This is a genomic window from Pseudophaeobacter sp. EL27 (genome assembly GCF_900313025.1).
Classification (GTDB): Bacteria; Pseudomonadota; Alphaproteobacteria; order Rhodobacterales; family Rhodobacteraceae; genus Pseudophaeobacter.
Genome location: NZ_OMPQ01000013.1, coordinates 390,160 through 414,352, shown reverse-complemented (window position 1 = coordinate 414,352; position 24,193 = coordinate 390,160). Strand labels below are relative to the sequence as shown.

The 24,193-nt window shown below is 58.7% G+C and carries 19 protein-coding genes; 10 read left to right on the top strand and 9 right to left on the bottom strand.

Going from position 1 to position 24,193, the window contains the following annotated elements; translation table 11 throughout:
- Positions 1 to 327: 327 nt before the first annotated feature.
- The 6 genes from ftsZ (at position 328) to ED661_RS17065 (ending at position 8,229) form a co-directional block, all read left to right on the top strand.
- On the top strand, positions 328 to 2,058 hold the full coding sequence (ftsZ, locus tag ED661_RS17090) for a cell division protein FtsZ (protein ID WP_122075330.1): 1,731 nt from the start codon (positions 328 to 330) through the stop codon (positions 2,056 to 2,058).
- 210 nt (positions 2,059 to 2,268) lie between these two features.
- A complete protein-coding gene (gene lpxC / locus ED661_RS17085) occupies positions 2,269 to 3,204 on the top strand; it encodes a UDP-3-O-acyl-N-acetylglucosamine deacetylase (protein ID WP_122075508.1) in 936 nt (311 codons plus the stop codon).
- A gap of 279 nt (positions 3,205 to 3,483) precedes the next feature.
- Positions 3,484 to 4,332, top strand: coding sequence for an outer membrane protein assembly factor BamD (locus tag ED661_RS17080; RefSeq protein WP_122075328.1), 849 nt, complete (start codon positions 3,484 to 3,486; stop codon positions 4,330 to 4,332).
- Between the two features lie 36 nt (positions 4,333 to 4,368).
- Positions 4,369 to 6,015 carry a DNA repair protein RecN gene (gene recN, locus ED661_RS17075; protein ID WP_122075327.1) on the top strand — a complete coding sequence of 549 codons (1,647 nt, stop codon included), beginning with the start codon at positions 4,369 to 4,371 and terminating at the stop codon, positions 6,013 to 6,015.
- Between the two features lie 109 nt (positions 6,016 to 6,124).
- The gene (locus ED661_RS17070; protein ID WP_122075325.1) at positions 6,125 to 7,810 is read left to right on the top strand and encodes a chloride channel protein; all 1,686 of its coding nucleotides are present in this window, start codon (positions 6,125 to 6,127) and stop codon (positions 7,808 to 7,810) included.
- Positions 7,811 to 8,040: 230 nt separating this feature from the next.
- Complete coding sequence (locus ED661_RS17065) at positions 8,041 to 8,229, top strand: hypothetical protein (protein WP_122075323.1); 189 nt, start codon at positions 8,041 to 8,043, stop codon at positions 8,227 to 8,229.
- A 310-nt stretch (positions 8,230 to 8,539) separates the two neighbouring features.
- Here ED661_RS17065 and ED661_RS17060 read toward each other — a convergent pair whose 3' ends face one another.
- The 5 genes from ED661_RS17060 to ED661_RS17040 all read right to left on the bottom strand — a co-directional run bounded on the left by ED661_RS17060 (position 8,540) and on the right by ED661_RS17040 (position 15,086).
- The gene (locus ED661_RS17060) at positions 8,540 to 8,881 is read right to left on the bottom strand and encodes a DUF427 domain-containing protein (protein ID WP_122075321.1); all 342 of its coding nucleotides are present in this window, start codon (positions 8,879 to 8,881) and stop codon (positions 8,540 to 8,542) included.
- Between the two features lie 61 nt (positions 8,882 to 8,942).
- Entirely contained in the window at positions 8,943 to 10,733 is a 1,791-nt protein-coding gene (locus ED661_RS17055; RefSeq protein WP_122075319.1) for an aminopeptidase P family protein, read from the bottom strand.
- 460 nt (positions 10,734 to 11,193) lie between these two features.
- On the bottom strand, positions 11,194 to 13,071 hold the full coding sequence (gene cobT / locus ED661_RS17050) for a cobaltochelatase subunit CobT (RefSeq protein ID WP_122075317.1): 1,878 nt from the start codon (positions 13,069 to 13,071) through the stop codon (positions 11,194 to 11,196).
- Between the two features lie 162 nt (positions 13,072 to 13,233).
- Entirely contained in the window at positions 13,234 to 14,220 is a 987-nt protein-coding gene (gene cobS, locus ED661_RS17045) for a cobaltochelatase subunit CobS (RefSeq protein ID WP_122075315.1), read from the bottom strand.
- A 242-nt stretch (positions 14,221 to 14,462) separates the two neighbouring features.
- Complete coding sequence (locus ED661_RS17040; protein ID WP_122075313.1) at positions 14,463 to 15,086, bottom strand: DnaJ domain-containing protein; 624 nt, start codon at positions 15,084 to 15,086, stop codon at positions 14,463 to 14,465.
- A 106-nt stretch (positions 15,087 to 15,192) separates the two neighbouring features.
- Here ED661_RS17040 and ED661_RS17035 point away from each other — a divergent pair, with 106 nt between their 5' ends.
- A complete protein-coding gene (locus ED661_RS17035) occupies positions 15,193 to 15,450 on the top strand; it encodes a BolA family transcriptional regulator (RefSeq protein ID WP_122075311.1) in 258 nt (85 codons plus the stop codon).
- Positions 15,451 to 15,521: 71 nt separating this feature from the next.
- On the opposite strand, the gene ED661_RS17030 is transcribed toward ED661_RS17035, so the two are convergent.
- A complete protein-coding gene (locus tag ED661_RS17030) occupies positions 15,522 to 16,031 on the bottom strand; it encodes a DUF4177 domain-containing protein (protein WP_122075506.1) in 510 nt (169 codons plus the stop codon).
- A 130-nt stretch (positions 16,032 to 16,161) separates the two neighbouring features.
- Complete coding sequence (gene pepT / locus ED661_RS17025) at positions 16,162 to 17,397, bottom strand: peptidase T (protein ID WP_122075309.1); 1,236 nt, start codon at positions 17,395 to 17,397, stop codon at positions 16,162 to 16,164.
- 113 nt (positions 17,398 to 17,510) lie between these two features.
- Between pepT and ED661_RS17020 the strand changes: the two genes are divergently transcribed.
- A complete protein-coding gene (locus ED661_RS17020; protein WP_162930158.1) occupies positions 17,511 to 18,746 on the top strand; it encodes a hypothetical protein in 1,236 nt (411 codons plus the stop codon).
- 84 nt (positions 18,747 to 18,830) lie between these two features.
- On the opposite strand, the gene gatB is transcribed toward ED661_RS17020, so the two are convergent.
- Positions 18,831 to 20,339 (bottom strand): Asp-tRNA(Asn)/Glu-tRNA(Gln) amidotransferase subunit GatB, encoded by a 1,509-nt coding sequence (gatB, locus tag ED661_RS17015; RefSeq protein ID WP_122075305.1) that lies wholly within the window; start codon positions 20,337 to 20,339, stop codon positions 18,831 to 18,833.
- 163 nt (positions 20,340 to 20,502) lie between these two features.
- The gene (locus tag ED661_RS17010) at positions 20,503 to 21,237 is read right to left on the bottom strand and encodes a hypothetical protein (protein WP_122075303.1); all 735 of its coding nucleotides are present in this window, start codon (positions 21,235 to 21,237) and stop codon (positions 20,503 to 20,505) included.
- A 105-nt stretch (positions 21,238 to 21,342) separates the two neighbouring features.
- Between ED661_RS17010 and ED661_RS17005 the strand changes: the two genes are divergently transcribed.
- Positions 21,343 to 21,678 (top strand): helix-turn-helix domain-containing protein, encoded by a 336-nt coding sequence (locus ED661_RS17005; protein WP_122075302.1) that lies wholly within the window; start codon positions 21,343 to 21,345, stop codon positions 21,676 to 21,678.
- A 108-nt stretch (positions 21,679 to 21,786) separates the two neighbouring features.
- Positions 21,787 to 24,144 carry a Tex family protein gene (locus tag ED661_RS17000; RefSeq protein ID WP_122075301.1) on the top strand — a complete coding sequence of 786 codons (2,358 nt, stop codon included), beginning with the start codon at positions 21,787 to 21,789 and terminating at the stop codon, positions 24,142 to 24,144.
- The last annotated feature ends 49 nt before the right edge of the window (positions 24,145 to 24,193 follow it).

The following is a 24,193-nucleotide window of genomic DNA, read 5'->3' as shown; positions in this document are numbered from 1 at the left end:
TGACAGGGCTGGGAAAAGCGGATAACAAAGATTTAACAGTCGCAAAAAGTGACGCCAAATTGCCGAGCAGAAGGCAACCGTACAATTTGAACCTCTGAACCCTGGCGCTGTCGGCGCTGGGCCTGATTTCTATTGTGGCGGGATGGATGGCATTCTACCAAATCTGCCTGCATGAGCGGAGATTTGCGGGTTTAACCCCTAATTCGAGCCATATTTTGTGGCAGATTTCGTTTTTTGGGATGACGAGACTCCGGCTTCACGGTAGGATTGAAGCGGAAAAACAGGAATAGCCCTTGCGGGAGGGCTCATGAAACAGGCGGAAAGAGCATGACATTGAACCTTTCGATGCCCGGGCAGGAAGAACTGGCCCCTAAGATCACCGTGTTCGGTGTCGGTGGCGCTGGTGGCAACGCGGTCAACAATATGATCGCAAAAGAGCTGGAAGGTGTCGATTTTGTCGTCGCCAATACCGATGCTCAGGCCCTGCAACAAAACGCGGCAAAAAGCCGGATCCAGCTGGGAGTAAAAGTGACCGAGGGGCTTGGCGCTGGTGCGCGCCCCTCCGTTGGCTCTGCCTCAGCCGAGGAAAGCATTGAGCAGATCGTTGACCACCTGGCGGGGGCACATATGTGCTTCATCACCGCCGGAATGGGCGGCGGCACCGGGACCGGTGCGGCTCCGATCATTGCACAGGCCGCGCGGGAACTGGGTGTGCTGACCGTTGGTGTTGTCACCAAGCCTTTCCAGTTTGAAGGCAACAAGCGGATGAAACAGGCCGAAGAGGGTGTCGAAGCCCTGCAAAAGGTCGTGGATACGCTGATCATCATCCCCAACCAGAACCTGTTCCGTCTGGCCAATGAAAAGACCACCTTCACCGAGGCCTTCTCGATGGCCGATGATGTTCTGTATCAGGGCGTCAAAGGTGTGACAGATCTGATGGTCCGTCCCGGGTTGATCAACCTCGACTTTGCCGATGTGCGTGCCGTGATGGACGAGATGGGCAAGGCGATGATGGGCACCGGCGAGGCCGAGGGCGAAGATCGCGCGGTTCAGGCGGCTGAAAAAGCCATTGCCAACCCGCTGCTCGACGAAATCAGTCTGCGCGGTGCCAAGGGTGTTCTCATCAACATCACCGGCGCACATGATCTCACCCTGTTTGAGCTCGATGAGGCGGCCAACCGCATTCGCGAGGAAGTGGATCCGGAGGCCAATATCATTGTTGGGTCCACCCTGGATACCGCCATGGAAGGCCAGATGCGGGTTTCTGTTGTGGCGACAGGGATCGATGCAACAGATGTGATGACCGAAATGCCGGTCCCGCGTCGCCCCATGTCGGCGCCGTTGAAAAAATCGGTCAGCGTTGAGCAGTCGCGTCCAGCGCCACTGGAGCTGAACACCCCGGTTGAGCAACCTCAGGTTGCTGCTGAGCCCGCTCCGGCGGCCCAGGAACCCTCCCTGTTCGAAAGCCTGGACGTGCAGCAGGTTGCCGCCCAGGAGCAGGCGGAAGACATTTTTGAAGAGATCGAGCCGACCGGTCAGGATGGGCTGCCGCAGCCTGCCTATCAGCCTCAGGTTCCAGCTTTCCAGCCGCAGGCAGAAGCGGTTGATGAGCAGCCCGGCGCTTCGTTTGTAGCACCCAAGGCACCGGCTCCTGGCACGCCTTCGGCGGATGCCATCGTGCGGTTGCAAGCCGCCGCGGCCCGTGCTCAGGGGCAGCAGCCCATGGCGCAATCCGCACCGGTACAGCCTGTGTCGACACAGGCCCCGGTTCAGGCCCCTCCGGCCCAGCAACCACAGCAGCGCCCTGCTGCGGCATCTGCCGCGCATGAGGCTGAGCCACAGGCAGAGCAACGCCGGTTTGGTCTCAACTCCCTGATCCACCGGATGACAGGAAGCGCCGCTGAGGCACAGGCCGCAAAGCCGCAGCCCATGCGCCAGCAGCCGCCGGTTCAACAGCAGGCGGCAGCGCCGCAACCACAGCCAGTTCAGCAACAAGAGGCTGATGCAGAGCAGGATCGTATCGAAATCCCTGCTTTCCTGCGCCGTCAAGCAAATTAATCTTTCACTAATAGAGATTAAGGGGCCGCCTTCGGGCGGCCTTTTTTCTTTTTAAAACAGTGATATATGTATGTCTGAGCAGTGTTTTGCCTATCTGTTACAGCGATGTTTCAATCCGTTACAAAGATTGAGTTGTGGCTTTTTTGTGAAATCCTTACCTGTCTTACCAACACGGCGCTTGTCGCCGGACATAGTGATCAGGAGCACAAGGTGCAAAATACGCTTAAAGCATCAGTGACATTTGAAGGGGTTGGCCTGCATTCAGGTCAAACGGCAGGACTGGTCATCAACCCGGCTGCGGCTGGGCACGGCATCGTCTTCAAACGGACTGACATCGCTTTGGGCAACACCATTGTTCCGGCTCTTTGGGATCATGTGGAGCGCACCGCGCTGTGCACTCGGCTGGTAAATTCAGCCGGTGTTCAGGTCTCGACTGTTGAACATGTGATGGCGGCTCTGGCGGGTTGCGGCGTCCACAACGCACTGATCGAAATCGACGGTCCCGAGGTTCCGATCCTTGATGGCTCCTCTGCTGTGTTTGTGCGCGGTATCATGCGCCAAGGTATCCATCGTCAAAGTAGCCCGGTATCGGCCATCCAGATCCTGAAGCCCGTGACGGTTGAGAAGGACGGGGCAACGGCAACACTGTTGCCCTGCGATCGCTTGATGATTGAGTTCCATATTGATTTCGACGAGCAGGCCATCGGCCGCCAGAGCCGGGTTCTGGACCTGCGCAATGGTGCCTTTGTGCGTGAACTTTGTGATAGCCGCACCTTCTGCTGTCGCGCGGATGTCGAGGCGATGCAGGCCAATGGTCTGGCTCTGGGCGGTGTGCCCGGTGAAAACGCAATTGTCTTTGATGGCAGCCGTGTCGAGAGTGGCGCAGGGCTGCGTCACTCGGATGAGCCCGTTCGCCACAAAATGCTGGATGCACTGGGGGATCTGGCACTGGCCGGGGCTCCAATTCTGGGTCGCTATGTTGGCGACCGGGCGGGTCACTCGCTGACCAATACCCTGCTTCGGGAGCTTTTTGCGACCCCAGGTGCCATGCGTCAGGTTGATTGTGATCTGGCGATGACGGCACGTTTACCGGGACAGGGACTTGTGCGCTCCGAAATTCCCCGTATCAACCGCCGCGTCGCCTAAGCGCATCAAGGCTTTTGGTGTTATGGTATGAGCGGGTTTGTTTCACTGACTTTGCTGTAGCTTCGGCCCTGCTATGCAGGGCTTTTTGCTGTTCGGGAGAGGCGGAGCTTTGCCGCCATAGCAGGCTTGTTGCTTCGATAGGCTTGACCATTCCAAACATTCTCTGCCAAGTGGGGGCGAAGTGGGTGAAAGGCGTTTTGTACGCCGGATGAATGTGCTAAACGGGGCGGAACCCGGGGCATGACACCCGAAAGTCAAAGACGGTGAGGTTAAGGCGATATGATCGGCATCAAAGCAGGAGCCAAATTCATCAGTGTGGCTCTGTTGATGGCAGCACTCTCTGGATGTGGCGGAGACGGTGGTGCCGCTGACCAGACGGTGCCGCTAGAGAGCTACACACCTCAACAGATTTTTGAACGTGGCGAATTTGAACTGGCGCGCAGCCGTACCAAAGATGCTGCTTTCTACTTCTCTGAGATCGAACGTCTTTACCCCTATTCCGAATATGCCAAACAGGCGCTGATCATGCAGGCCTTTGCCAATCATCAGTCCAAGGACTATGAGGGCAGCCGGGGCGCCGCGCAGCGCTTTATTGATTTCTACCCCACGGATGAAGATGCCGCCTATGCGCAGTATCTTTTGGCTCTGAGCTATTATGATCAGATCGATGAAGTGGGGCGCGACCAGGGGCTGACCTTTCAAGCCCTGCAGTCGCTGCGCACGGTGATCGAGGTCTATCCTGATAGCGAATATGCGACCTCGGCAATTCTGAAATTCGATCTTGCCTTTGATCATCTGGCTGGCAAGGAAATGGAAATTGGCCGCTACTACCTGCGGCGTGGCCACTATACTTCGGCGATCAATCGGTTCCGGGTTGTGGTTGAGGATTTCCAAACCACCAGCCACACCGCCGAAGCTCTGCATCGTTTGGTCGAGGCCTATCTGTCATTGGGCCTAACCGAAGAGGCGCAGACCGCTGGGGCTATTCTGGGGCATAACTACCAATCCACTGATTGGTATGAGGACAGCTATAAACTGCTGACATCACAGGGGCTCAAGCTTAAGGATCGTGGCAGCAACTGGCTGAGCCAGATTTACCGTCAATCGGTCAAAGGGCGCTGGCTCTAACCTGCCTGCCGAGAGAACAAGGCGATATATCCGGCCATGCTGCGTGCACTCGATATTCGGGATCTTCTGATCATTGACCACCTGGAGCTGGCCTTTCAGCCGGGTCTGAACGTGTTGACCGGCGAGACTGGTGCGGGCAAGTCGATCCTGTTGGATTCGCTTGGCTTTGTTCTGGGCTGGCGTGGGCGTGCTGAACTGGTGCGCCAGGGCGCTGCACAGGGGGAGGTCATTGCCGAATTTGATCTTGGTTCCGAACATCCAGCCCATGCCATTCTGGAAGAAGCAGGCCTGCCGGGCGGCGAGGAACTGGTTCTGCGGCGGGTCAATACAGCCGATGGTCGCAAAACGGCCTGGGTCAATGACCGGCGCTGTTCTGGCGAGGTGTTGCGACGCCTTTCCGAGACCCTGGTCGAGCTGCACGGGCAGCATGATGACCGTGGGCTGCTGAACCCGCGCGGACATCGCTCCCTGTTGGATAGCTTTGCTTCCGTCTCTGATCTGTTGTCGCAGACCCGTACCGCCTGGAGCGCGGCAGCCAAGGCCCGCAAGGCTGCCGAGGCAACCCGGGCGGCACTGGAGGCCGTTCGGGCCGAAGAAGAGTTCCTGCGTCATGCGGTGGCGGAGCTTGATAAACTGGACCCTCAGGTTGGCGAAGATGAGGCTTTGGATGCAAAGCGCCGTCAGATGCAGCAGGCTGAGCGTATCCGCGGAGATATCGCCCGCGCCCATGCCTTGCTGAGCGAAGGTGCAGAGCCTTCTTTGGGCGAAGCGCAGCGCTGGCTCGAAGGGGTTGAGGGCGCCGAGGACACTGGTTTGACGGCGCCACTGAGCGCCCTGAGCCGCGCCATGGTCGAGCTGGGCGACGCGCAGGATGGTGTGTTACGGGTGCTGGAGGGGCTGGAGTTCAATCCTGGTGATCTGGAAGACTGCGAAGCGAGGCTGTTTGAAATCAGAGCCTTGGCCCGAAAATATGCAGTGCAACCTGATGAGCTTGCCACCCATGCGGATCAGCTGCGGGGGAAACTGGCTGCACTGGATGCCGGTGACCGTGACCTCTCCGATCAGGAGGCGGCACTGGCTCAGGCTGAGGCCGACTATCAGGCTCTGGCTGATCAGCTGAGTGCCGCACGCCGGGACAATGCCGCAGCGCTGGATCAGGCCGTTATGACGGAACTGGCCCCGCTGAAGATGGAGCGGGCGGTGTTCAAAACACTGATCGAGCAGGCCGAGGCTGGCCCTGAGGGCTATGACGCGGTGGCCTTTACGGTTGCAACCAACCCTGGCGCCCCCTCTGGGCCGCTCAACAAGATTGCCTCCGGCGGTGAGCTGAGCCGCTTTTTACTGGCGTTGAAAGTCTGCCTGCGTGGCAATGATCAAAGCAAGACCTTGATTTTTGACGAGATCGACCGCGGGGTTGGCGGCGCCACAGCAGATGCGGTGGGACGCCGACTAAAGTCTCTTGCGTCATCCGGCCAGGTCTTGGTGGTGACCCATTCTCCGCAGGTTGCCGCCCAGGGCGGGTTCCACTGGCGGGTGCAAAAACGGGTCGCAGAGGGCATTACCCTGTCCGAGGTTGTGCCTCTGGATCGTGAAGAACGGGTTGATGAAATTGCCCGGATGGTTTCTGGTGATACCATCACACCAGAGGCCCGCGCCGCCGCCCGCGCTTTGTTGCCAGGTTAGGGCTATGCTTTTGTGAGAATTTGGTTGGTAATAGACTGATCCCAACCAATTCTTTACGGTCTGTTTCTATTTTGGGTCGCGACGCTCAAAGCCATTTTACAGGATCCCTATGCCCGAGACGCAAGACTTCTCTCTGTCTGCCCAGTTTTCCAAATTGATGTCTGGCATGCGGGATCTTTGGCGGATCTTGTTGCATCGAGGGCCAAGCCAGTTTCAGTTCTGGATCATTGCGCTGCTGATTGGTATCAGCGCGGGCTTTGCGGCGCTGCTGTTTCGCAAGGGGATTTCAGCGCTACAGGCCTGGGTCTATGGCGCCGAAGATGCCAACTACTTGCATAGTTTTGCGGCTGATCTCCCCTGGTACTGGCTGGTGCTGATTGCCACCCTAGGGGGGCTGATTGTTGGCCTTATCCTTGACCGCTTTACGCCGGACGGGCGGGTGCGCTCGGTGGCAGATGTGATCGAAGGTGCCGCCCTGAATGAGGGGCGGCTGGAAACAAAGGCCGGGCTGGCCTCTGCGCTGGCCTCCTTTTTGACGCTCTCCACGGGCGGCTCTTCTGGACGTGAGGGGCCTGTTGTGCACCTTGCCGGGGTGATTTCGAGCTGGGTCAGCGACAAGATCCGCGCCGATGGCATCACCGGGCGGGACCTGCTGGGCTGCGCGGTTGCGGCAGCGGTTTCCGCCAGTTTCAATGCCCCGATTGCCGGGGCGCTTTTTGCGCTGGAAGTGGTCTTGCGCCATTTTGCCGTCCACGCCTTTGCCCCCATCGTGATTGCCTCGGTGGCGGGTACGGTAATCAACCGGCTGGCCTATGGCGATGTGACCGAATTCTCGCTGCAAACTCCGGGTGCGCTGCAATTCTATGTCGAGCTGCCTGCATTTCTGATGCTGGGAGTGATCTGTGGCCTGGTTGCCGTGGTTCTGATGCGGTCGATCTTTTTTGCCGATTCCGTTGGGGACGTTCTGCAACGGCGCTTGCGAATCCCACGCTGGCTGCGGCCTGCGATCTCCGGGCTGCTGCTGGGGGGCATTGCGATCTGGTACCCGCATATCATCGGGGTTGGCTATGAAACAATTGAGCTGGCGCTGACTGGTGGCTTGGTGTTGTCGCAGGCGCTGATTTTTGTAGTCGTCAAAACCGCCGCAGTGGCGATCACGATGGGCGGCCGCATGGGCGGCGGCGTTTTCTCGCCTTCTTTGATGATCGGTGCGGTGACCGGCCTGGCCTTTGGGTTGATTGCCACTGCCTTTCTTCCGGATGTCTCCGGCACCCATACGCTCTATGCTTATGCAGGGATGGGGGCTGTGGCCGCCGCGGTGCTGGGCGCGCCGATTTCGACAACCCTGATTGTTTTTGAACTAACCGGAGACTGGCAGATTGGCCTCGCGGTCATGGTGGCGGTTTCCATTTCAACCGCTTTGGCCTCACGTATGGTGGACCGTTCCTTCTTCCTCACCCAACTGGAGAAACGCAACATCCGCTGTGCGGCGGGTCCGCAGGCCTATCTTCTGGCATTGCTGAAATCCGATGCGGTGATGCGGCCGCTTGGGGATCCAAGCTGCGCCGCGCGCGAAGACTGCGAGGCTTTGTTGGAACAGGGGCTCAGTCTGGACAGTGGCTCTTCGCTGGAGGCCGCTTTGCCGGTGTTTGACCGTGCAGATGTGGCGTTTCTGCCTGTGGTCGCAGTGCAGGACGACGGTGGAGAGGAGCTGTTGGGGGCCATCTATCACCTCGACGCCCTGAAAGCCTATAACCGTGCATTGGTCGCGATTGCGGCAGAGGAACACAGCTAAATTGCTCATCTCCTACCTTGGCGGTAGGATTTGATAAGCCTTGGCGGTGAAACGGAGCGCAAAATCTCACCAAACACCTATGCAAGGGGCTGTTTTTCACGAGAAAGTTACAAAATGCGAGGTTTCTACATCACATATAGGTTAATTTTTTCTTTCTATTGATTAGGCGCTTGGATTGTCGGATTCTGTTTTTACGGTAATATTCGTTACCAAAGTACGGAAGGAACAACATGCGTGCTTTTCAAAGTGGTCCAGAAGAGGCTGCGCAAAGATTGGCTGTAGGCGAGCAGGACAAAGAAAAAGCTTCCTTGGAAGCATTGATTGACTATGCAATTCAATGCGCCATGGAGACCAATGTCTTTAGTGCAGATGAGAGACTAGACGATGTGCGGCGCAATTTGTGCCGGGCAGTTCTTTAAAACACCCTACCGATCCGGGTAAGGGTATCTACGATATCCTGCGACCAGTTCGGTCGCATCCGATGCTGTTTTACCAGCAGGTTTTCCTGCTCTGGCGTTTTGCAAGTCAACTTTGCCAGACCTAGGTAAGCGCTATCGGCTTTGGCATGCTCTGGGCTCGTGTTCCCGAGCTAGGTCAGTCTGCCAATGGCGTCTAGGCAGTGTTCCTTTCCCTAAATCCATTCTCGTAACAAAAAGCCGCGACAGATACCTGCCGCAGCTCTGGCCTGTGATGCGAATTTCGGGGGGAAACGACGGAGAGATCCTTATCTCAGATCTGCTCTACCTTAACCGAGTCGCTTATGTGAAAGGCGAGATAGCCTTTGATCTCAGAGACTTCGTCTTTAGGGTTCTCATAGCTCCAGACCATGTTTTCGGTCACGGAAGATTTGTTGACGATAGAGTAATAAGTGGCATCCCCCTTATAGGGGCAGTGGGTGGTTTTGTCGCTGGGATCCAGGAGGGCAGTGGCAATGTCTTCGCGCGGGAAGTAGATCACCGGATTGTGGCCGTCCTCGTCCAATTCCAGAGCCCGTGTGGATTCACCCAGAACGGCGCCGCCCGAACGGACGACCCAGGTGCCGGTGGCCTTGCGGATGCGGATATTGTTCATGTCTTCCCCCTGTTTTGTCACGTGGCACATCTCTATGCCCGATATATGTAACAATCTGTTATCAGATTGCTTTGGTAACGTCATCCAGCCATGATTGCGCGGCAGAACTGACGTCGGGGCCTAGTTTTGCAGCGGTCTCGGCATGATAGGCATTAAGCCAGTCCCGTTCGGCGTCCGTGAGCATCTCTTTCACGATCAGGCGGCGGTCAATCGGAGCATAGGTCAGGCCGCGCCAGCACAGCATGTCGCGTTCAGGATCGCTGGTGTCCAGTGCCGGGGCAGGCTCCACCACCAGAAGGTTTTCAATCCGAATGCCAAAGGCGCCTTCGCGGTAGTATCCCGGTTCATTTGACAGGATCATGCCCGGCTCCAGTGGCACCGTTGAGACCCGGCTCAAACGTTGCGGCCCTTCATGGACGCTGAGATAGGCACCAACCCCGTGGCCAAGACCGTGGTTGAAGTCTTGCCCTGCCAGCCATAGGGGCATTCTGCCCACCGCCTCGATGTCGCGACCGGCCAGACCCTTGGGCCAGCGCAGGCGTGACATTGCGATCATGCCCTGCAGAACTCTGGTAAAGGCGGCACATTCGTCCTGCCCAGGTGTGCCGATGGCTATGGTGCGGGTAATGTCGGTGGTACCGTCCAGATACTGGCCGCCGCTGTCCAGAACCAGCAGGTGCCCCGCTTCCAGGCGGCTATCGCTCTCCTCGGTGACGCGGTAGTGCATTACCGCACCGTTTTCGCCGGTGCCTGAGATGGTCTCAAAACTAATGTCACGTAAGGCAGGGTCACGGCGACGCAGGTTCTCAAGCCGTGTAGCCACTTCCATCTCGGTGATGCTTCCGGGGGCTTGGGCGTCCAGCCAGCACAGCAGCTCCACAACTGCGGCGCCATCCCGCAGGTGGGCTGCAGCAGAGCCTGCGATCTCGGCAGCGTTTTTGCGCGCCTTGGGCAGGGCACAGGGGTCGCCCACGGCAACAAGATTGTCACCCAGAGTATCGGCAACACTCTGCGGCAGGCTGTTGGTGTCTACAGCAACATTGCCCTTCAGCGCGGCTACGGCTGGTAAGAATTCATTCGGCTCATGGCAGGTGACACTTGCTGGCAGATGGTCGCCAATCTGGTGCAGTTTCTCCGTTGCCATGAAGAGATCTACCCGGGCGTCATCGTGCAGGATGGCAAAGCCATGCGCCACCGGGTTGCGCGCAATATCGGCGCCACGGATGTTCAACAGCCACATGATGCTGTCCGGCAAGGTGATCAGCGCTGCCGTCTGGCCCGCCTCACACAATCCTCGGGCGAGGCGGTCACATTTCTGCGCTCCGGGCTCGCCGGCATAGTCCAAGGCATGGGGCAGAACCGGGTTCATGGGCGGTGCGGGCTGGTCTTCCCAGATCCGGTCGATGAGGTTGTCACATTGCACAAGTTCAATGGCCGTACCTGCCAGCTCTTGTGTCAGGGTTTTGATCTGCGATGCAGCATGTAGCCAGGGATCAAAGCCGATCTTGCCACCCTGGGGCAGTTGTTCCTTGAGCCAGCTGCCTAGCTGTACCTCGGGCCAGGGTACCGCGGTAAAGAGATCTGCAACCTGACGCTTGACCTGGGTGCGATAGCGGCCGTCGATGAAGACCCCGGCGGAATTCTTGAGCACCGCACAGAAACCGGCAGAGCCGGTGAAACCGGTGAGCCAGCTGAGCCTCTCGTCTCGCGGAGCCACATATTCGCCCTGATGCGCATCGGCACGTGGGACGAGAAAGCCGTCCAAACCTTCTCGGCTCAGCTCAGCGCGCAGCGCTGCAAGCCGAGGTGGTCCCTGTTCTGGGCGTGCGGTGACTTCGAAACTCTGAAACATGGACAGTCTCCTTCACGAGAGTAGAGGCAAGATAGGGGTGGCAGAAACAGCAGCTATGGAACGGAATAGGTGAGGCTTTTACCTGAAGGATCACAAGGTCGATCCATCGAGCCGCACTACTTGTTTCAAACAACAAGAAATCTTGCAAGGGGGCTGACCGCTGTGCTGGTCAGGCGACGCGAGCGCTCCCGCCCGCAGTCAAAGCACCAAAGATGCTGTTCCTGCCGTTGGGCCTGGCGCCGCGCTGTCGCGCGGCGCGGTACCGCCTCTGGCCTGCCTGGAACCAGCAGCCGAGAAACCGGGTGAACCCAGCGATCTGTCACAGCCGCAGCGCGCGTGAGCGCGCTGCCAGGCCCAAGGCTTTGGGGCGCATCTGTGATGCGTCTTAAAGGGGCGGGAGCCCCCCCTTTGATATGGTGGGGGCAGGCTGGGAAACAGTGTCGCCGGTAATTGGGGAGGGTTAGCTGACCTTGCGGATCCCCATGACACGGGCACGGGCGCGCGGATCGCTGTCAAACAGCGCAGCCAGTTGTTCCGTCATGGCGCCTGCGAGCTGCTCCACATCGGTGATAGTCACGGCGCGATCATAGTAACGGGTCACATCATGGCCAATCCCAATGGCCAAAAGCTCGACCTGTTTGCGCCGCTCTACCATGGCGATCACATCCCGCAGGTGCTTTTCCAGATAGTTTGCCGGGTTCACGGAGAGGGTGGAATCGTCCACCGGCGCCCCGTCAGAGATTACCATCAGGATCTTGCGCGCTTCCTGGCGCGCGGTCATACGCCGGTGCGCCCATTCCAGCGCCTCGCCGTCGATGTTTTCCTTCAGCAGCCCTTCTTTCATCATCAGACCGAGATTGGGCCGCACCCGCCGCCAGGGGGTATCGGCGGATTTATAGATAATGTGGCGCAGATCATTCAGACGACCGGGCATCTGTGGGCGCCCGTCATTCAGCCAGGCCTCGCGCGCCAGCCCGCCCTTCCAGGCGCGCGTGGTGAAGCCGAGGATTTCGACCTTGACGTTGCAGCGCTCCAGGGTCCGGGCCAGAACATCGGCGCAGATGGCGGCGATGGAAATGGGCCGCCCGCGCATCGAGCCGGAGTTATCCAGCAAAAGCGTCACCACGGTATCGCGGAACTCGGTGTCTTTTTCGCGCTTGAACGACAGCGGCGTTGTCGGGTTGGCAATCACCCGGGCCAGACGGCCGGCATCCAGAATGCCCTCCTCGAGATCAAACTCCCAGGAGCGGTTCTGTTGCGCCTGCAGGCGGCGCTGCAACTTATTGGCCAGACGGCTGACGGCGCCCTTAAGCGGCTCCAGCTGCTGATCAAGATAGGCGCGCAGACGCTCCAGCTCAGCCGGTTCGGCCAGTTCTTCAGCGGCGATCTCTTCGTCATTGACGTCCAAGAACACCTTATACTCTGGGTCAGCCTCAGAAACCGGGGGGGGAGGCGGCGGATCCAGCGGTGCCTCTCCATCGGGCATCTCGGTTTCTTCCGCCAGCTCCTCGTCGGCCATCTCATCCATCGAGACCTGGGCCTGGCTTTCGTCCTGCTGCTGTTCCTGAGCCTGCTCGGCATCCGCCTCGGCCTGCTCGTCGTCAGAGTCATCCTCACCATTGCTGTCGGGATCAGGCTGCTCTTCGGCGTTGTCTTCGGCCTCGTCGTCCTGATTGTCGTCCAGCTCATCCGGGTCGTCGCCCAGCTGATCACCATAGCCGAGATCGGCAATGACCTTGCGGGCGAATTTGGCAAATTCCGACTGATCGGCGATCTTGTCGTCGAGGTTCTCCAGCGTCTCACCAGCCTGGGATTCAATGAACCCGCGCCACAGCTCCATCACATTGTCCGCGCCCTGAGGCAGCGGGCGACCCGTGGCCAGGTGGCGCACCAGATAGCCGGCCGAGGCCGCCAGCGGCGCCTCAGAGGAGCTTTTCATCTGGTCATAGCCGCGCCGGATGGCCTCGTTGCGGATCTTGACGTCGATGTTGGAGGCGGTGCCGGGCATATGCCGCGCACCCATGGCTTCGCAGCGGGCGGTTTCCATTGCCTCATACAGATCACGCGCCATTTCCCCCTGCGGGGTGTATTTGGCGTGGGTGGCGTCGTCGTGGAACTTGCGGCGCAGCGCCAGCGCATCGGCGGTGCCGCGCGCCAACAGAACCTCTTCGCGGGTCATGCGGCGGGAGACCTGCGGCAGGCGCATATTGTCGCCAGAGACACCCGAAGGGTCGACGGTGTAGGAAACGCTCAGTTCGGGATCATTGGCCATGACCTTGGTGGCCTCGGCGAGGGCCTTTTTGAACGGATCCGCTGGGTTGTCGTTTGGCTTTTTCATAATCGCACCCTGTGCTCGGTAGAAGCATCCCGCCAAGTGCAGCTTATGTCCAGCCTTCTATGTCAGAGCGAAGGGCGGTGTCCGGCCGCGGGCGGAAACGAAGTGCCCGCCTATGGGGGCGGTCGGGCACTGCCCGGCGTTGCCGCCGGGCGGGACTGCGTCTTATCCCAGCGAAACGCTGGCGGCGCTTTCGGGCAGCTCTTCGTCAAAGCAACGCTGGTAGAATTCGGCAACAGTCTGGCGTTCCAGCTCGTCACATTTGTTCAGGAAGCTGAGGCGGAAGGCATAGCCTACATCGCGGAAGATCTCGGCGTTCTGTGCCCAGTTGATCACGGTACGGGGGCTCATCACGGTCGACAGATCGCCATTCATGAAGGCAGTTCGGGTCAGATCCGCGACAGTGACCATCTGGCTGATGCTCTTGCGGCCTTCGGCGGTGTTGTAATGCGGCGTCTTGGACAGAACGATGGCGGTCTCGGCGTCATGGCTGAGGTAGTTCAGCGTTGCCACCAGCGACCAGCGGTCCATCTGGGCCTGGTTGATCTGCTGGGTGCCGTGATAGAGGCCGGTTGTGTCGCCCAGACCAACAGTGTTGGCAGTTGCAAACAGACGGAAGAACGGGTTCGGGGTGATGATCTCGTTCTGGTCCAGCAGTGTGAGCTTGCCGTCATGCTCCAGAACACGCTGGATCACGAACATCACATCGGCGCGGCCGGCGTCATATTCATCAAAGACAATCGCAACCGGGTTGCGCAGAGCCCAGGGCAGGATGCCCTCGTGGAATTCCGTCACCTGCTTGCCGTCGCGCAGCTTGATCGCATCCTTACCGATCAGGTCGATCCGGGAGATGTGGCTGTCGAGGTTGACCCGAACAGAGGGCCAGTTCAGACGTGCGGCGACCTGTTCGATATGGGTCGATTTGCCTGTGCCATGGTAGCCCTGGATCATCACGCGACGATTGTGGCTAAAGCCCGCCAGGATGGCCATGGTGGTGTCGGGGTCGAACTTATAGGTGGGATCGATCGCGGGGACGCGGTCAGAGCCTTCGGCAAAACCTTTGATGGTCATGTCGGTATCGATGCCAAAGACATCGCGCACCGAAATGGGGTCGGTGGGTTTTGCATTCATATCCAGCATGCCGTCGGTCATCACAGTCGATCCTTGTTCCTCTCCCGCCGATTGCGGGGTCAATCCGTGGGATTGGTGCCTGATCTTGCGGTGAAGGGCAAGAGGCAGAGTAGGGGGCGGCCAAATAACGTGATGTTGCAGGTGGAACTGGCCTTATCAACGGTCTGACATTTGAACCATTGACGCGCAAAAGCGACAAAACGGCACAAAAAAGGGCAGCTCTTGCTGCCCCTTCTGTTTTTACCTGTCTGGATCGCAAAGCGCTATTTGAAGCTGCGGCTGTCCTTGATCTGATCCCAGGCCCAGCGGACCTCCTGCAACTGCTCTTCCTGGCTGCGGTCGCCGCCGTTCATGTCCGGGTGCAGCACCTTGATCAGCTTTTTATAGGCCTTGCGGATATCGGCCTTGGTCCAATCATCCTTGGCTTCCAACAGTTCCAGTGCCTTGCGCTCGGTTGCCGGCAGGCGACGCCCCGTCGCGCCGGAACGCCCCGGATTCTGGGTCGCATTGCCGCCAAGCACCTGATGAGGGTCTTCAATGCCCAGACGGGCCCAGGCGCGGGCCTCGGGGTCGCCCATGGGTTTGGTCTGGCGCTCCCAGACCTTGTCCTTGGACTGCTGGGCGTTCAGCTCGGCCTCTGTGGTGCCCTGGAAGAAGTTCCAGTGGTTGTTGTACTCGCGGACATGTTCCTGGCAGAACCAGAAAAAGTCATCGAGTACATCTGGGGCCTTGGGCGCGCGGAACTTTCCGGGTTCGTTGCAGCCTTCTTTGTCACAGACCCGCACAGAGGTCTCGGAGGCACCGGTTGCAGCCCGGCGTCCTCTTGGGTTTTTCTTTTTTGCAGAACTGACGGACATATCGAAACCGAAAGGATCTGATTTACTCATGGGGTGCACCTTCTCGACGCAACTACTCGACTCGGAGGCAGCAGTTTAGTCTAAGGGGCGGCAGATTGAAGGGGGGGAGAGAAATAAAAATGAGGATGAGCGGAATATGAGCATTCGTGTTGAAATGGAACAGCGGCTGCAGGCGGCGTTTGAGCCCACTGAGCTGGAGGTTGTTGACGACAGCAACAGCCATATTGGCCATGCAGGGCATGATGGCAGCGGAGAAAGTCACTTTAATGTGAGGATCCGCGCGGCTAGCTTTGCCGGGCAAAATCGGGTGCAGCAGCACCGTGCCGTGCATAGGGCACTGGGCGATATCGTGCCGCGCATTCACGCGCTGGCACTGGATATCGGCAGCGAGTGATCTGACAGATCAGGCTGGGTTGGCAGAGTTGTCTGGGCTTGGTTGAGCCCAGACACTTGCAGGCGCAGAGTCTATTCGTCGTTTGAGTTCTGTAGCTTGGCGCGGGCTTTGAGTGCGGCAGTCATGCCAGAGACCGGGCTCAACTCTTCGACGCCATCATCAGCCTGCATGCTGGCAGCCCCCAGGCCCGGAACCTGGGTAGCCCCGGATGGGGCCTCTGGATCACCCGCGGTTGCGGTCAAAACCGCAGCTGCAGGGGCAGTGGCGGCCTGTGTTTCCACCGCTGGGGCATTGCCTTCGGGCGGGACAGTTGCAGCAAGGGGCTGCGCAGTGGCGTCGGAGGTCTCTTGCAGCGCACGGCGGAACACCAGCACATTGCGCCAATTGGTGGTGGATCCGGTCAGACCGGAGCGCTCATCCGAGGGCAAGAGCTCGGCGCGTTGATATTCCCAGCCTTCAGCGGCCATTTCATTGAGGGTTATCTCAACCGAATTGGCAAACCGGCCCTCAGCGGATTTGACACCCTTGGCCTTGGTGCCCTTATGGGGGGCGGGAACAACTTTATACTCAAACGCCTGCATCATGGCCTCCTGACTTCCGGCGCAGGTTTAACCTATGCGCGCAGGGGGTCAAGTCTGGCTTCGCTGACTATGGGGCACTTCAGCCGCAAGCCTAGGAGCTGCGGCTTCAGTAAGTGCTAAACGGGGGTTACTATTTTGCCGCCAGCTGGGCCAGTGTTAGGCAGACCTGCAGCGAGGCGGCCATGTCCTGCACCGAGACCCATTCCAGGGGCCCGTGAACACATTGCATGCCGCAGAAGATGTTAGGTGTTGGAACGCCCATTTCTGTCAGGCGCGAGCCATCGGTGCCGCCCCGGATGGGGACCGAGATCGGCTCAATTCCATTGGCACGACAGGCTTCCAGCGCCAGATCGACCGGGGTCATGTCCTCTTCCAACCAATAGCGCATATTGCGGTATTGCGGATAGATTTCGCAGGTGATTTCAGCGCGTGGCTCGGAGGCCTGCACCGCTTCGCATACCCTACGCAGCAAATCCCCCTTGGCTTTCAGACCCTCGCGTTCAAAATCACGCAGGATCAGTTTGATTTCCATCTCCGACGAGCCTCCGGCCATATCGGTGACATGCAGGAAGCCCTCGCGCCCATCGGTGGTTTCCGGCGTCATCGTCGCCTGCGGTAGTGTCTGCACGATTTTTGAAGCCAGATGCGCAGCATTGACCATCTTTTCCTTGGCCCAACCAGGGTGGATCGAAACGCCCTTGATACTGACAACCGCACGATCCGCCGAGAAGCTCTCGTAGATCACTTCGCCCAGATCGCTGCCATCCAGCGTATAGGCAAAATCAACCCCCAGATCCTGGGGTAGCTTGGCATCCACGCCACGGCCGATTTCCTCGTCCGGGGTAAAAGCAATGCGGATCGGTCCATGGGGGATGTCGGGGTTTTCAATCAGGTGGCGCGCCAGGGTCATCACGATCGAGACCCCGGATTTGTCATCCGCCCCCAGTAGCGTCAGGCCGGAGGCGGTGACCAGATCGTGGCCTTCCTTACCCGCCAGATAGGGGTGATCCTGAGGCGACAGCACCAGATCGGGATTGTCAGGAAAACCGATGTCGCCGCCGTTGTAGCCCTTGATGACACGGGGTTTTACGCCAGCGGCATTGAATTGCGGCGCGGTATCTACATGGGCGAGAAAGCCAACCGTGGGGCCTTCAACAGTGCCCGGAACGGTCGCCAGAACCGTGCCGTAATCCGTCAGGGTAACATCCTGCGCCTCGATTCCCTTCAGCTCCTCTACCAGCAGGTTCGACATGTCGAACTGGATCGCAGTGCTGGGAGAGGAGGGCGAGTTTTCATCGCTTTGGCTGTCAATGGCGGCATAGCGGACCAGACGGTCCTGAAGCTCTTGATTGAAATTATCTTGCATGAGATCTCCTAGGATTTGGCACGAGCAAAGCCTGTAGGACAGGCAAGGTCAAGACGGGTGTTGTGGTTGAGGAATGTGATATAGGTACGCGCATTGCGGGCGATTTCGGAGCCATGATGAAAGTTTTGCAAAATATTGATATGAAAACCTATAATCGCTGGTTTGAGCAGATGCCGGTTGATCTACAGGTTTCCACCGCCGTTGCCTTGGGAAACCGGGCGGCCAAAAGGGCGATGCTTGGTTTTCTCACTAAATTACTCGCAGAGAAAGACGGTGCCATCGTCGCTTTGAGACTATTTCGGCATCTGCTGTTCTCAGAGAGTAGGGGGCGTGGCGATCTTGTTGAGGAAGTCCAAGCGAACCGAGCATGGCTAACTGGTATTGATCGGAAGCAGGTGTTGAGCACGCCTGTCTCAGCAGGCATCAGAGCCACTATGGATGCCGTAGAATTGGCAAAACCAACGGGCGACGGCGGTATTTCGCCATTGGGGCTTGCCTTCATGGTGCACGCGGCAACCTCCAAGGCAGGCGACAGTTGGGACGGAGCTAAGGTTGCAAAGGCCATGGTTTGGTTGGAATTTCAAGAAGACCGAGGATTAGTTGACAACAAAGAAGATCTGTTGACGGCACCATTGTTTCACGAATTGACTGAGGTCTATGGCGTGCTTTGGGCTGAAGTAAGTGCTGGATTGTCGAAACGCGCCGGTTTCGGGTTCTGGGTTCGGTGGCTGGAAGCTGCTTTGAAAGGGAAACCACTGACCGGAGATTGGGACAGCCACTGGCAGCTGATGCAGGACATCGCGCTGATCGACCCCGAGGATTGGGGCGAGGGCAAAGAACAAGACGCCATCCGCGTGGCGGGGATCATCGACCTCATCACCCAGAAACACGCATTGCGGCAGGAAGTGGCGCGGGCGAAGCAGGCGCTGGAGAATGAGACATTCAACGCCATGTCGTTGGGTCGACATCGCGATAACATGCCCGATGACATGCCACCCTCGCGCATTGTGGAATATCGCGCCCGGCTGCAAGAGTTAGAGACTGCCTTAGATGAGGTGGACGCTGCCCTAGAACCGCCCATCCCTGACGTCGAGGTCTTGGAAGAAGCCACCGGACGCCTTTGGGCTATTTGGGAGAAGATCAAGAAATATCCTGTTGCCCTAGCCTTTGTCACTTTGATCGGGGCAGCGGCAACTGGTGCGGCAGGCCAAGCCGGTGTGCGCGGTATGGATTGGTTTTTCGATCAAGGAATGCCGCAGTTGATACGCGGATCGAAAGACATCGCGCCAAAACCAAGCGCGGCACCCAAGCCACAACAGGGCTGGGAGAAACCGTCGGTGGATCTCTAAGGGGCTGCCCGGTCTGGCGACTGGGCGAGACAAAACAAAAAAGGCGCCCCGGTTGGAGCGCCTTTGGGTGTGAATGGCTTGGCCTTAGCCCAGTTTTTTGGCAACCAGCTCGTTTACCGCCTTGGGATTGGCCTTGCCGCCGGTGGCTTTCATCACCTGACCGACAAACCAGCCTGCCAGTTTGGGGTTTTGTTTGGCTTTTTCCACCTGTGCGGGATTGTCGGCGATGATCTGATCCAGTGCCGCCTCGATGGCGCCGGTATCTGTCACCTGCTTCATGCCGCGCTCTTCAACGATCTGAGCCGGGTCACCGCCCTCGGTGTAGACGATCTCAAACAGGTCCTTGGCGATCTTGCCAGAAATGGTTTCAGCCGAAATCAGTTCCACAACGCCGCCCAGTTGCGCTGGGGTGACCGGGCAGTTGGCGATGTCTTTTTCATCCGCTTTCAGGCGGCCGAACAGCTCGTTGATGACCCAGTTTGCAGCCAGCTTGCCGTTGCGCCCCTCAGCCACGGCCTCAAAATAGGCGGCAGATTCCACATCGGCGGTCAGCACCGAGGCGTCATAGTCACTGAGGCCAAAATCGGTGACAAACCGGGACTTCTTGGCGTCGGGCAATTCCGGCAGATTGGCGGCGATATCATCCACCCAGGCCTGCTCGATCTCCAGCGGCAGCAGGTCGGGATCGGGGAAATAGCGGTAATCATGCGCTTCTTCTTTTGAGCGCATGGTGCGGGTTTCGCCCTTGTCCGGGTCATACAGACGGGTTTCCTGGTCGACCTCACCACCGGCCTCGATGATGGCGATCTGGCGACGGGCCTCTACCTCGATGGCCTGCTGGATAAAGCGCATGGAGTTCATGTTCTTGATCTCGCAGCGGGTGCCGAGATGGGAGAAATCCTGGGTTTCCTGATACTTCTCGTATTGGCCGACCCGGCAGACCGAGACGTTGACATCGGCACGCAGGTTGCCGTTTTGCATGTTGCCATCACAGGTACCCAGGTAACGCATGATCTGGCGCAGCTTGGCGATATAGGCGGCGGCCTCTTCGGGACCGCGGATGTCGGGGCGGGAGACGATCTCCATCAGGCAGACGCCGGTGCGGTTGAGGTCGACAAAGGACATGTTGGGATCCATGTCATGGATCGATTTGCCTGCGTCCTGTTCCATGTGGATGCGTTCCACCCGCACATTGCGGGCAGTGCCGTCGCCCAGTTCCACCAGCACTTCGCCTTCGCCCACGATGGGGTGATAGAGCTGCGAGATCTGATAGCCCTGCGGCAGGTCGGGGTAGAAGTAGTTCTTGCGGTCAAAGGCGGACCAGAGGTTGATTTCGGCCTTCAGACCCAAACCGGTACGCACCGCCTGTTCAACGCAGTATTCGTTGATGACGGGCAGCATGCCGGGCATGGCCGCATCAACAAAGGAGACATTGGAGTTCGGCTCGGCACCAAATTTGGTCGAAGCGCCAGAGAAAAGTTTGGCATTGGAGCTGACCTGGGCATGGACTTCCAAGCCGATGACCAGTTCCCAGTCATGTTTGGCGCCCGAAATCACCTTGGGCTTGGGGAGTTCATATGTCAGGTCGAGCATCTCGCACCGGCTCCTTTAATCACGTTTGCAAAGCGTTCTAGGCCAGCGGGCCAAGCGGGGCAAGAGGATAAGGACCGGGACAAAGGTCAGGAGAGGGGCAGGGCGCCTCCCCTGATTGCTGCGTGATCACATTGAAAGGTTGCAACATAGGTTTGTGTCGCTGCTAGACGGGGATAAAATGGCGCCGGTCATGCCGGAGTGCGCGCAGGGAAAACAGCTGGAAGGCGATGAAGATCGGCACAAAGAACTCTGGAAACAGCGCCAAGGGATAGGCATTGATTACATTGGGATTGTCAAAGGCCATGAGTTGCAAAGCCCCTGCGGAAGTCACGATACCAAGGCTTACTGCAATAACAAAGTCCGCCAGACCAATAAGGCTGGCCTGTCGTACCAGGGCCTCGGCTTTGACGTCGCCGCGAGCCAAGGCCCGATGTGCCTTGATCGCTGCAAGACCTGCCATGATATCGCCAAGACCCGCAGGCAGCGCGAATTGCCAAGGGATGGCTCCCATGGCCCAACCTAGCAGGAAAATTCCGCCCATAAGCCGAAAGCTCTGGAAAGCAATAAGGTGACTATGGTCCAGACCGGAGAGCACTTGGCGTCCGGTTTGCGTACCGCGGCCAAGCAACCAAAGCAGAGTGGCGCCGCCCAGAAGAGGCATCAATGCATAGGGCGGATCGCTGAGCTCTACCGGAGGCATTAATATGCCGGTTTTGGCCAGGGGCACAACGATGGCATACCAGAGCCCTAGAATTGTAACGACAAGACCTGCGGCTAGGGCTGTGCGTCGTTGTGAAAGGCCTGCGCGTTTGGCGCCGAGCACCACAAGGCCAGTGGCGGTTGCAGGTAGGATCACTGCAAAGGCCTGTGTGTAAAAGACTGCTATGGGTTCGAACATCTTGGGCTCCAAGTTGCGGGGTGATTATTGTGACTTCATAAAGTGTAGTCACTTTCATTTATGCAGTGACTTCACATTTGCAAGTCACGAGGCTAGATTTATGAGATGACTAATCTGACACGCGACAATTGCCCTGTGCAGCGGGCGACCAATGTGATGGGCGACCAGTGGTCCCTGCTGATCCTGCGTGAGTTTTTCTTGGAAGGTCCGCGGCGGTTCCAGGATCTACAGGATGTTTTGAAGCTGTCGCCCAACACGCTTTCGGTCCGGTTGCGCAAACTGGAACAGGGGGATGTTCTGGAGCGTCGGCTCTATTCTCAAAACCCGCCTCGGTCTGAGTATCATTTGACGGAGGCAGGCAAGGCGCTGGCACCCGTGCTGTCTGCACTGCGACACTGGGGCGAGATGCATACCCAGGATTTGCCACCAAATAAGCCCTGAACTTGGCAGGCAGCAGAGCAGGTGATTGCAAAGGTGCAAGCTAACCCTTGGCGCGGCTCTGCAGCACCGCTAAGAAGATCGCCCGAGCAGAAAAAAGAGGACGCATTCTTGGAAACCGCAGCCCGTATTGCCCAGACCATCGCCCGTGAAATTGGTGCCGCTCCAAATCAGGTGAACAGTGCCGTGACCCTGTTGGATGAGGGGGCAACTGTGCCCTTTGTGGCGCGTTACCGCAAAGAGGCGACGGGCGGGCTGGATGACACGCAGTTGCGGACCCTGGCGGAACGGCTGTCCTACCTGCGGGAGTTGGAAGCGCGGCGGCTGGCAATTTTTGACTCGATCAAATCGCAGGACAAGCTGACGGATGACCTGGCGGCGTCCATTGCCAAGGCAGAAACCAAGGCGCAATTGGAAGATATCTATCTGCCCTATAAGCCCAAGCGCCGCACCAAGGCGATGATTGCGCGTGAAAATGGGCTGGAGCCTTTGGTGGAAGCCATTCTGAGCGACCACAGTGCAGACCCGGAAGCTCTGGCCGTGGGCTATCTTACCGAGGCGGTGCCGGGCACCAAGGAAGCCTTGAACGGTGCGCGCGATATCCTGATCGAGCGGATGACTGAAAACGCTGGGCTGCTGGGGCGCCTGCGGCAGTTTATGCAGGGAGAGGCGCGGCTGACCGCGCGGGTTGTTGAGGGCAAGGAGCAAGAGGGTGCCAAGTTCTCTGACTATTTTGACCATACTGAACGCTGGGCGGATGTGCCGTCGCACCGGGCTTTGGCGATGCTGCGCGGCTCCAATGAAGGGGTGTTGACGCTGGATATTGGTCCTGAGCCAGAAGAGGGGGTGGGGCGCGCCGAGAGCATGGTTGCGGCTGAACTGCAGGCCGGCGGCACGGGGCCGGGGGATAAGTGGCTGCGCAAGGTGGCTGGCTGGACCTGGCGGGTGAAGCTGAGCCTGTCGATGATGCTGGAGCTGATGGCGGATTTGCGGGCGCGAGCACAAGAGGATGCCATTCAGGTTTTTGCCCGCAACCTCAAGGATCTGCTTTTTGCAGCGCCAGCCGGTGCGCGACCGACACTTGGGCTGGACCCGGGCATTCGCACCGGCGTCAAGGCGGCGGTGGTTGATGCAACCGGGAAACTGGTGGCCACAGAGACGGTCTATCCCTTTCAGCCAAAGAATGATCTGCGCGGCGCCCAGGTCAGCATCCTGAAACTGATCGCAGAACATGGTGTCGAGCTGATTGCCATCGGCAATGGCACCGCCAGCCGTGAGACCGAACGGATGGTGGCAGAGGTGATCAAACATCTGCCTGCCAAGGTGAAGAAACCCACCAAGGTGGTGGTCTCTGAAGCCGGGGCCTCGGTCTATTCCGCATCCGAGCTGGCGGCGCGGGAGTTTCCCGATCTGGATGTATCCCTGCGGGGGGCGGTATCAATTGCCCGGCGGCTGCAGGATCCGCTGGCGGAATTGGTCAAGATCGAGCCTAAGAGCATTGGTGTGGGCCAATACCAGCATGACGTTGACCAGCACCGTCTGTCCAAATCACTGGAGGCCGTTATTGAAGACGTTGTGAACGGTGTTGGGGTTGATCTCAACATGGCCTCTGCGCCTCTGCTGGCCCATGTGTCTGGGCTGGGGCCAGGGCTGGCAGAGGCCATCGTGGCTCACCGGGATTTGAATGGAGCCTTTGCCTCCCGCCGGGAGCTGTTGAAAGTGGCGCGGCTGGGGCCCAAGGCCTTTGAGCAATGTGCGGGTTTCCTGCGCATTCGCGACGGCAAAGAGCCGCTTGATGCCTCCTCTGTGCACCCAGAGGCCTATAGCGTTGCCCGCCGGGTGGTGGCGGCCTGTGGGCGCGATATCCGTCAGATCATGGGCGATGACACTGCCCTGAAGGGGCTGCGAGCAGAGCAGTTTGTGGATGAGAGTTTTGGCCTGCCAACTGTACGCGATATTTTTGCCGAGTTGGAAAAGCCAGGGCGCGATCCGCGTCCCTCTTTTGTGACTGCAAGTTTTGCCGAGGGTGTCGAGACCATGCAGGATCTGAAACCAGGCATGGTTTTGGAAGGTACCGTCACCAATGTTGCCGCCTTTGGCGCCTTCGTGGATATTGGCGTACATCAGGATGGATTGGTGCATGTCAGCCAGTTGGCGGATAAATTTGTCAAAGACCCCCATGAGGTGGTGAAGACTGGCCAGGTGGTCAAGGTGACCGTGACCGAGGTGGATGTCAGCCGCAAACGGATTGCTCTGACCATGCGCAAAGATGGCGGTGCCTCTGCGCGCGAGGATCGCAACGCGCGCGGTGAGGCACGTTCCAACACCAAGGGGCGTGGAGCCCCTTCGCGCGGGAGCGGCAAAGGAGGCGGTGCAAAACGCGGTGCCATGACCGCTTCTCCCAAATCTGACAAACCCCAGACCGGGGCCTTGGGGGCGGCTCTTTTGGATGCCTTCAAGAAGACCTGAGGTTGCTGTCTGGAGAAGCGGGGGGAGGGGCGGAAGGCTGGGAAGGTCT

Excerpts from the sequence above, each read along its gene's own strand:
- ED661_RS17065 (WP_122075323.1), top strand. The coding sequence starts at position 8,041 with ATGCGTGCTTTTCAAAGTGGTCCAGAAGAGGCTGCGCAAAGATTGGCT.
- ED661_RS17060 (WP_122075321.1), bottom strand. The coding sequence starts at position 8,881 with ATGAACAATATCCGCATCCGCAAGGCCACCGGCACCTGGGTCGTCCGT.
- cobS (WP_122075315.1), bottom strand. The coding sequence starts at position 14,220 with ATGACCGACGGCATGCTGGATATGAATGCAAAACCCACCGACCCCATT.
- ED661_RS17080 (WP_122075328.1), top strand. The coding sequence starts at position 3,484 with ATGATCGGCATCAAAGCAGGAGCCAAATTCATCAGTGTGGCTCTGTTG.
- ED661_RS17020 (WP_162930158.1), top strand. The coding sequence starts at position 17,511 with ATGATGAAAGTTTTGCAAAATATTGATATGAAAACCTATAATCGCTGG.
- ED661_RS17030 (WP_122075506.1), bottom strand. The coding sequence starts at position 16,031 with ATGCAGGCGTTTGAGTATAAAGTTGTTCCCGCCCCCCATAAGGGCACC.
- ED661_RS17010 (WP_122075303.1), bottom strand. The coding sequence starts at position 21,237 with ATGTTCGAACCCATAGCAGTCTTTTACACACAGGCCTTTGCAGTGATC.
- gatB (WP_122075305.1), bottom strand. The coding sequence starts at position 20,339 with ATGCTCGACCTGACATATGAACTCCCCAAGCCCAAGGTGATTTCGGGC.
- ED661_RS17055 (WP_122075319.1), bottom strand. The coding sequence starts at position 10,733 with ATGTTTCAGAGTTTCGAAGTCACCGCACGCCCAGAACAGGGACCACCT.
- ED661_RS17040 (WP_122075313.1), bottom strand. The coding sequence starts at position 15,086 with ATGAGTAAATCAGATCCTTTCGGTTTCGATATGTCCGTCAGTTCTGCA.
- ED661_RS17070 (WP_122075325.1), top strand. The coding sequence starts at position 6,125 with ATGCCCGAGACGCAAGACTTCTCTCTGTCTGCCCAGTTTTCCAAATTG.
- ED661_RS17035 (WP_122075311.1), top strand. The coding sequence starts at position 15,193 with ATGAGCATTCGTGTTGAAATGGAACAGCGGCTGCAGGCGGCGTTTGAG.
- pepT (WP_122075309.1), bottom strand. The coding sequence starts at position 17,397 with ATGCAAGATAATTTCAATCAAGAGCTTCAGGACCGTCTGGTCCGCTAT.
- ED661_RS17005 (WP_122075302.1), top strand. The coding sequence starts at position 21,343 with ATGACTAATCTGACACGCGACAATTGCCCTGTGCAGCGGGCGACCAAT.
- ftsZ (WP_122075330.1), top strand. The coding sequence starts at position 328 with ATGACATTGAACCTTTCGATGCCCGGGCAGGAAGAACTGGCCCCTAAG.
- recN (WP_122075327.1), top strand. The coding sequence starts at position 4,369 with ATGCTGCGTGCACTCGATATTCGGGATCTTCTGATCATTGACCACCTG.
- cobT (WP_122075317.1), bottom strand. The coding sequence starts at position 13,071 with ATGAAAAAGCCAAACGACAACCCAGCGGATCCGTTCAAAAAGGCCCTC.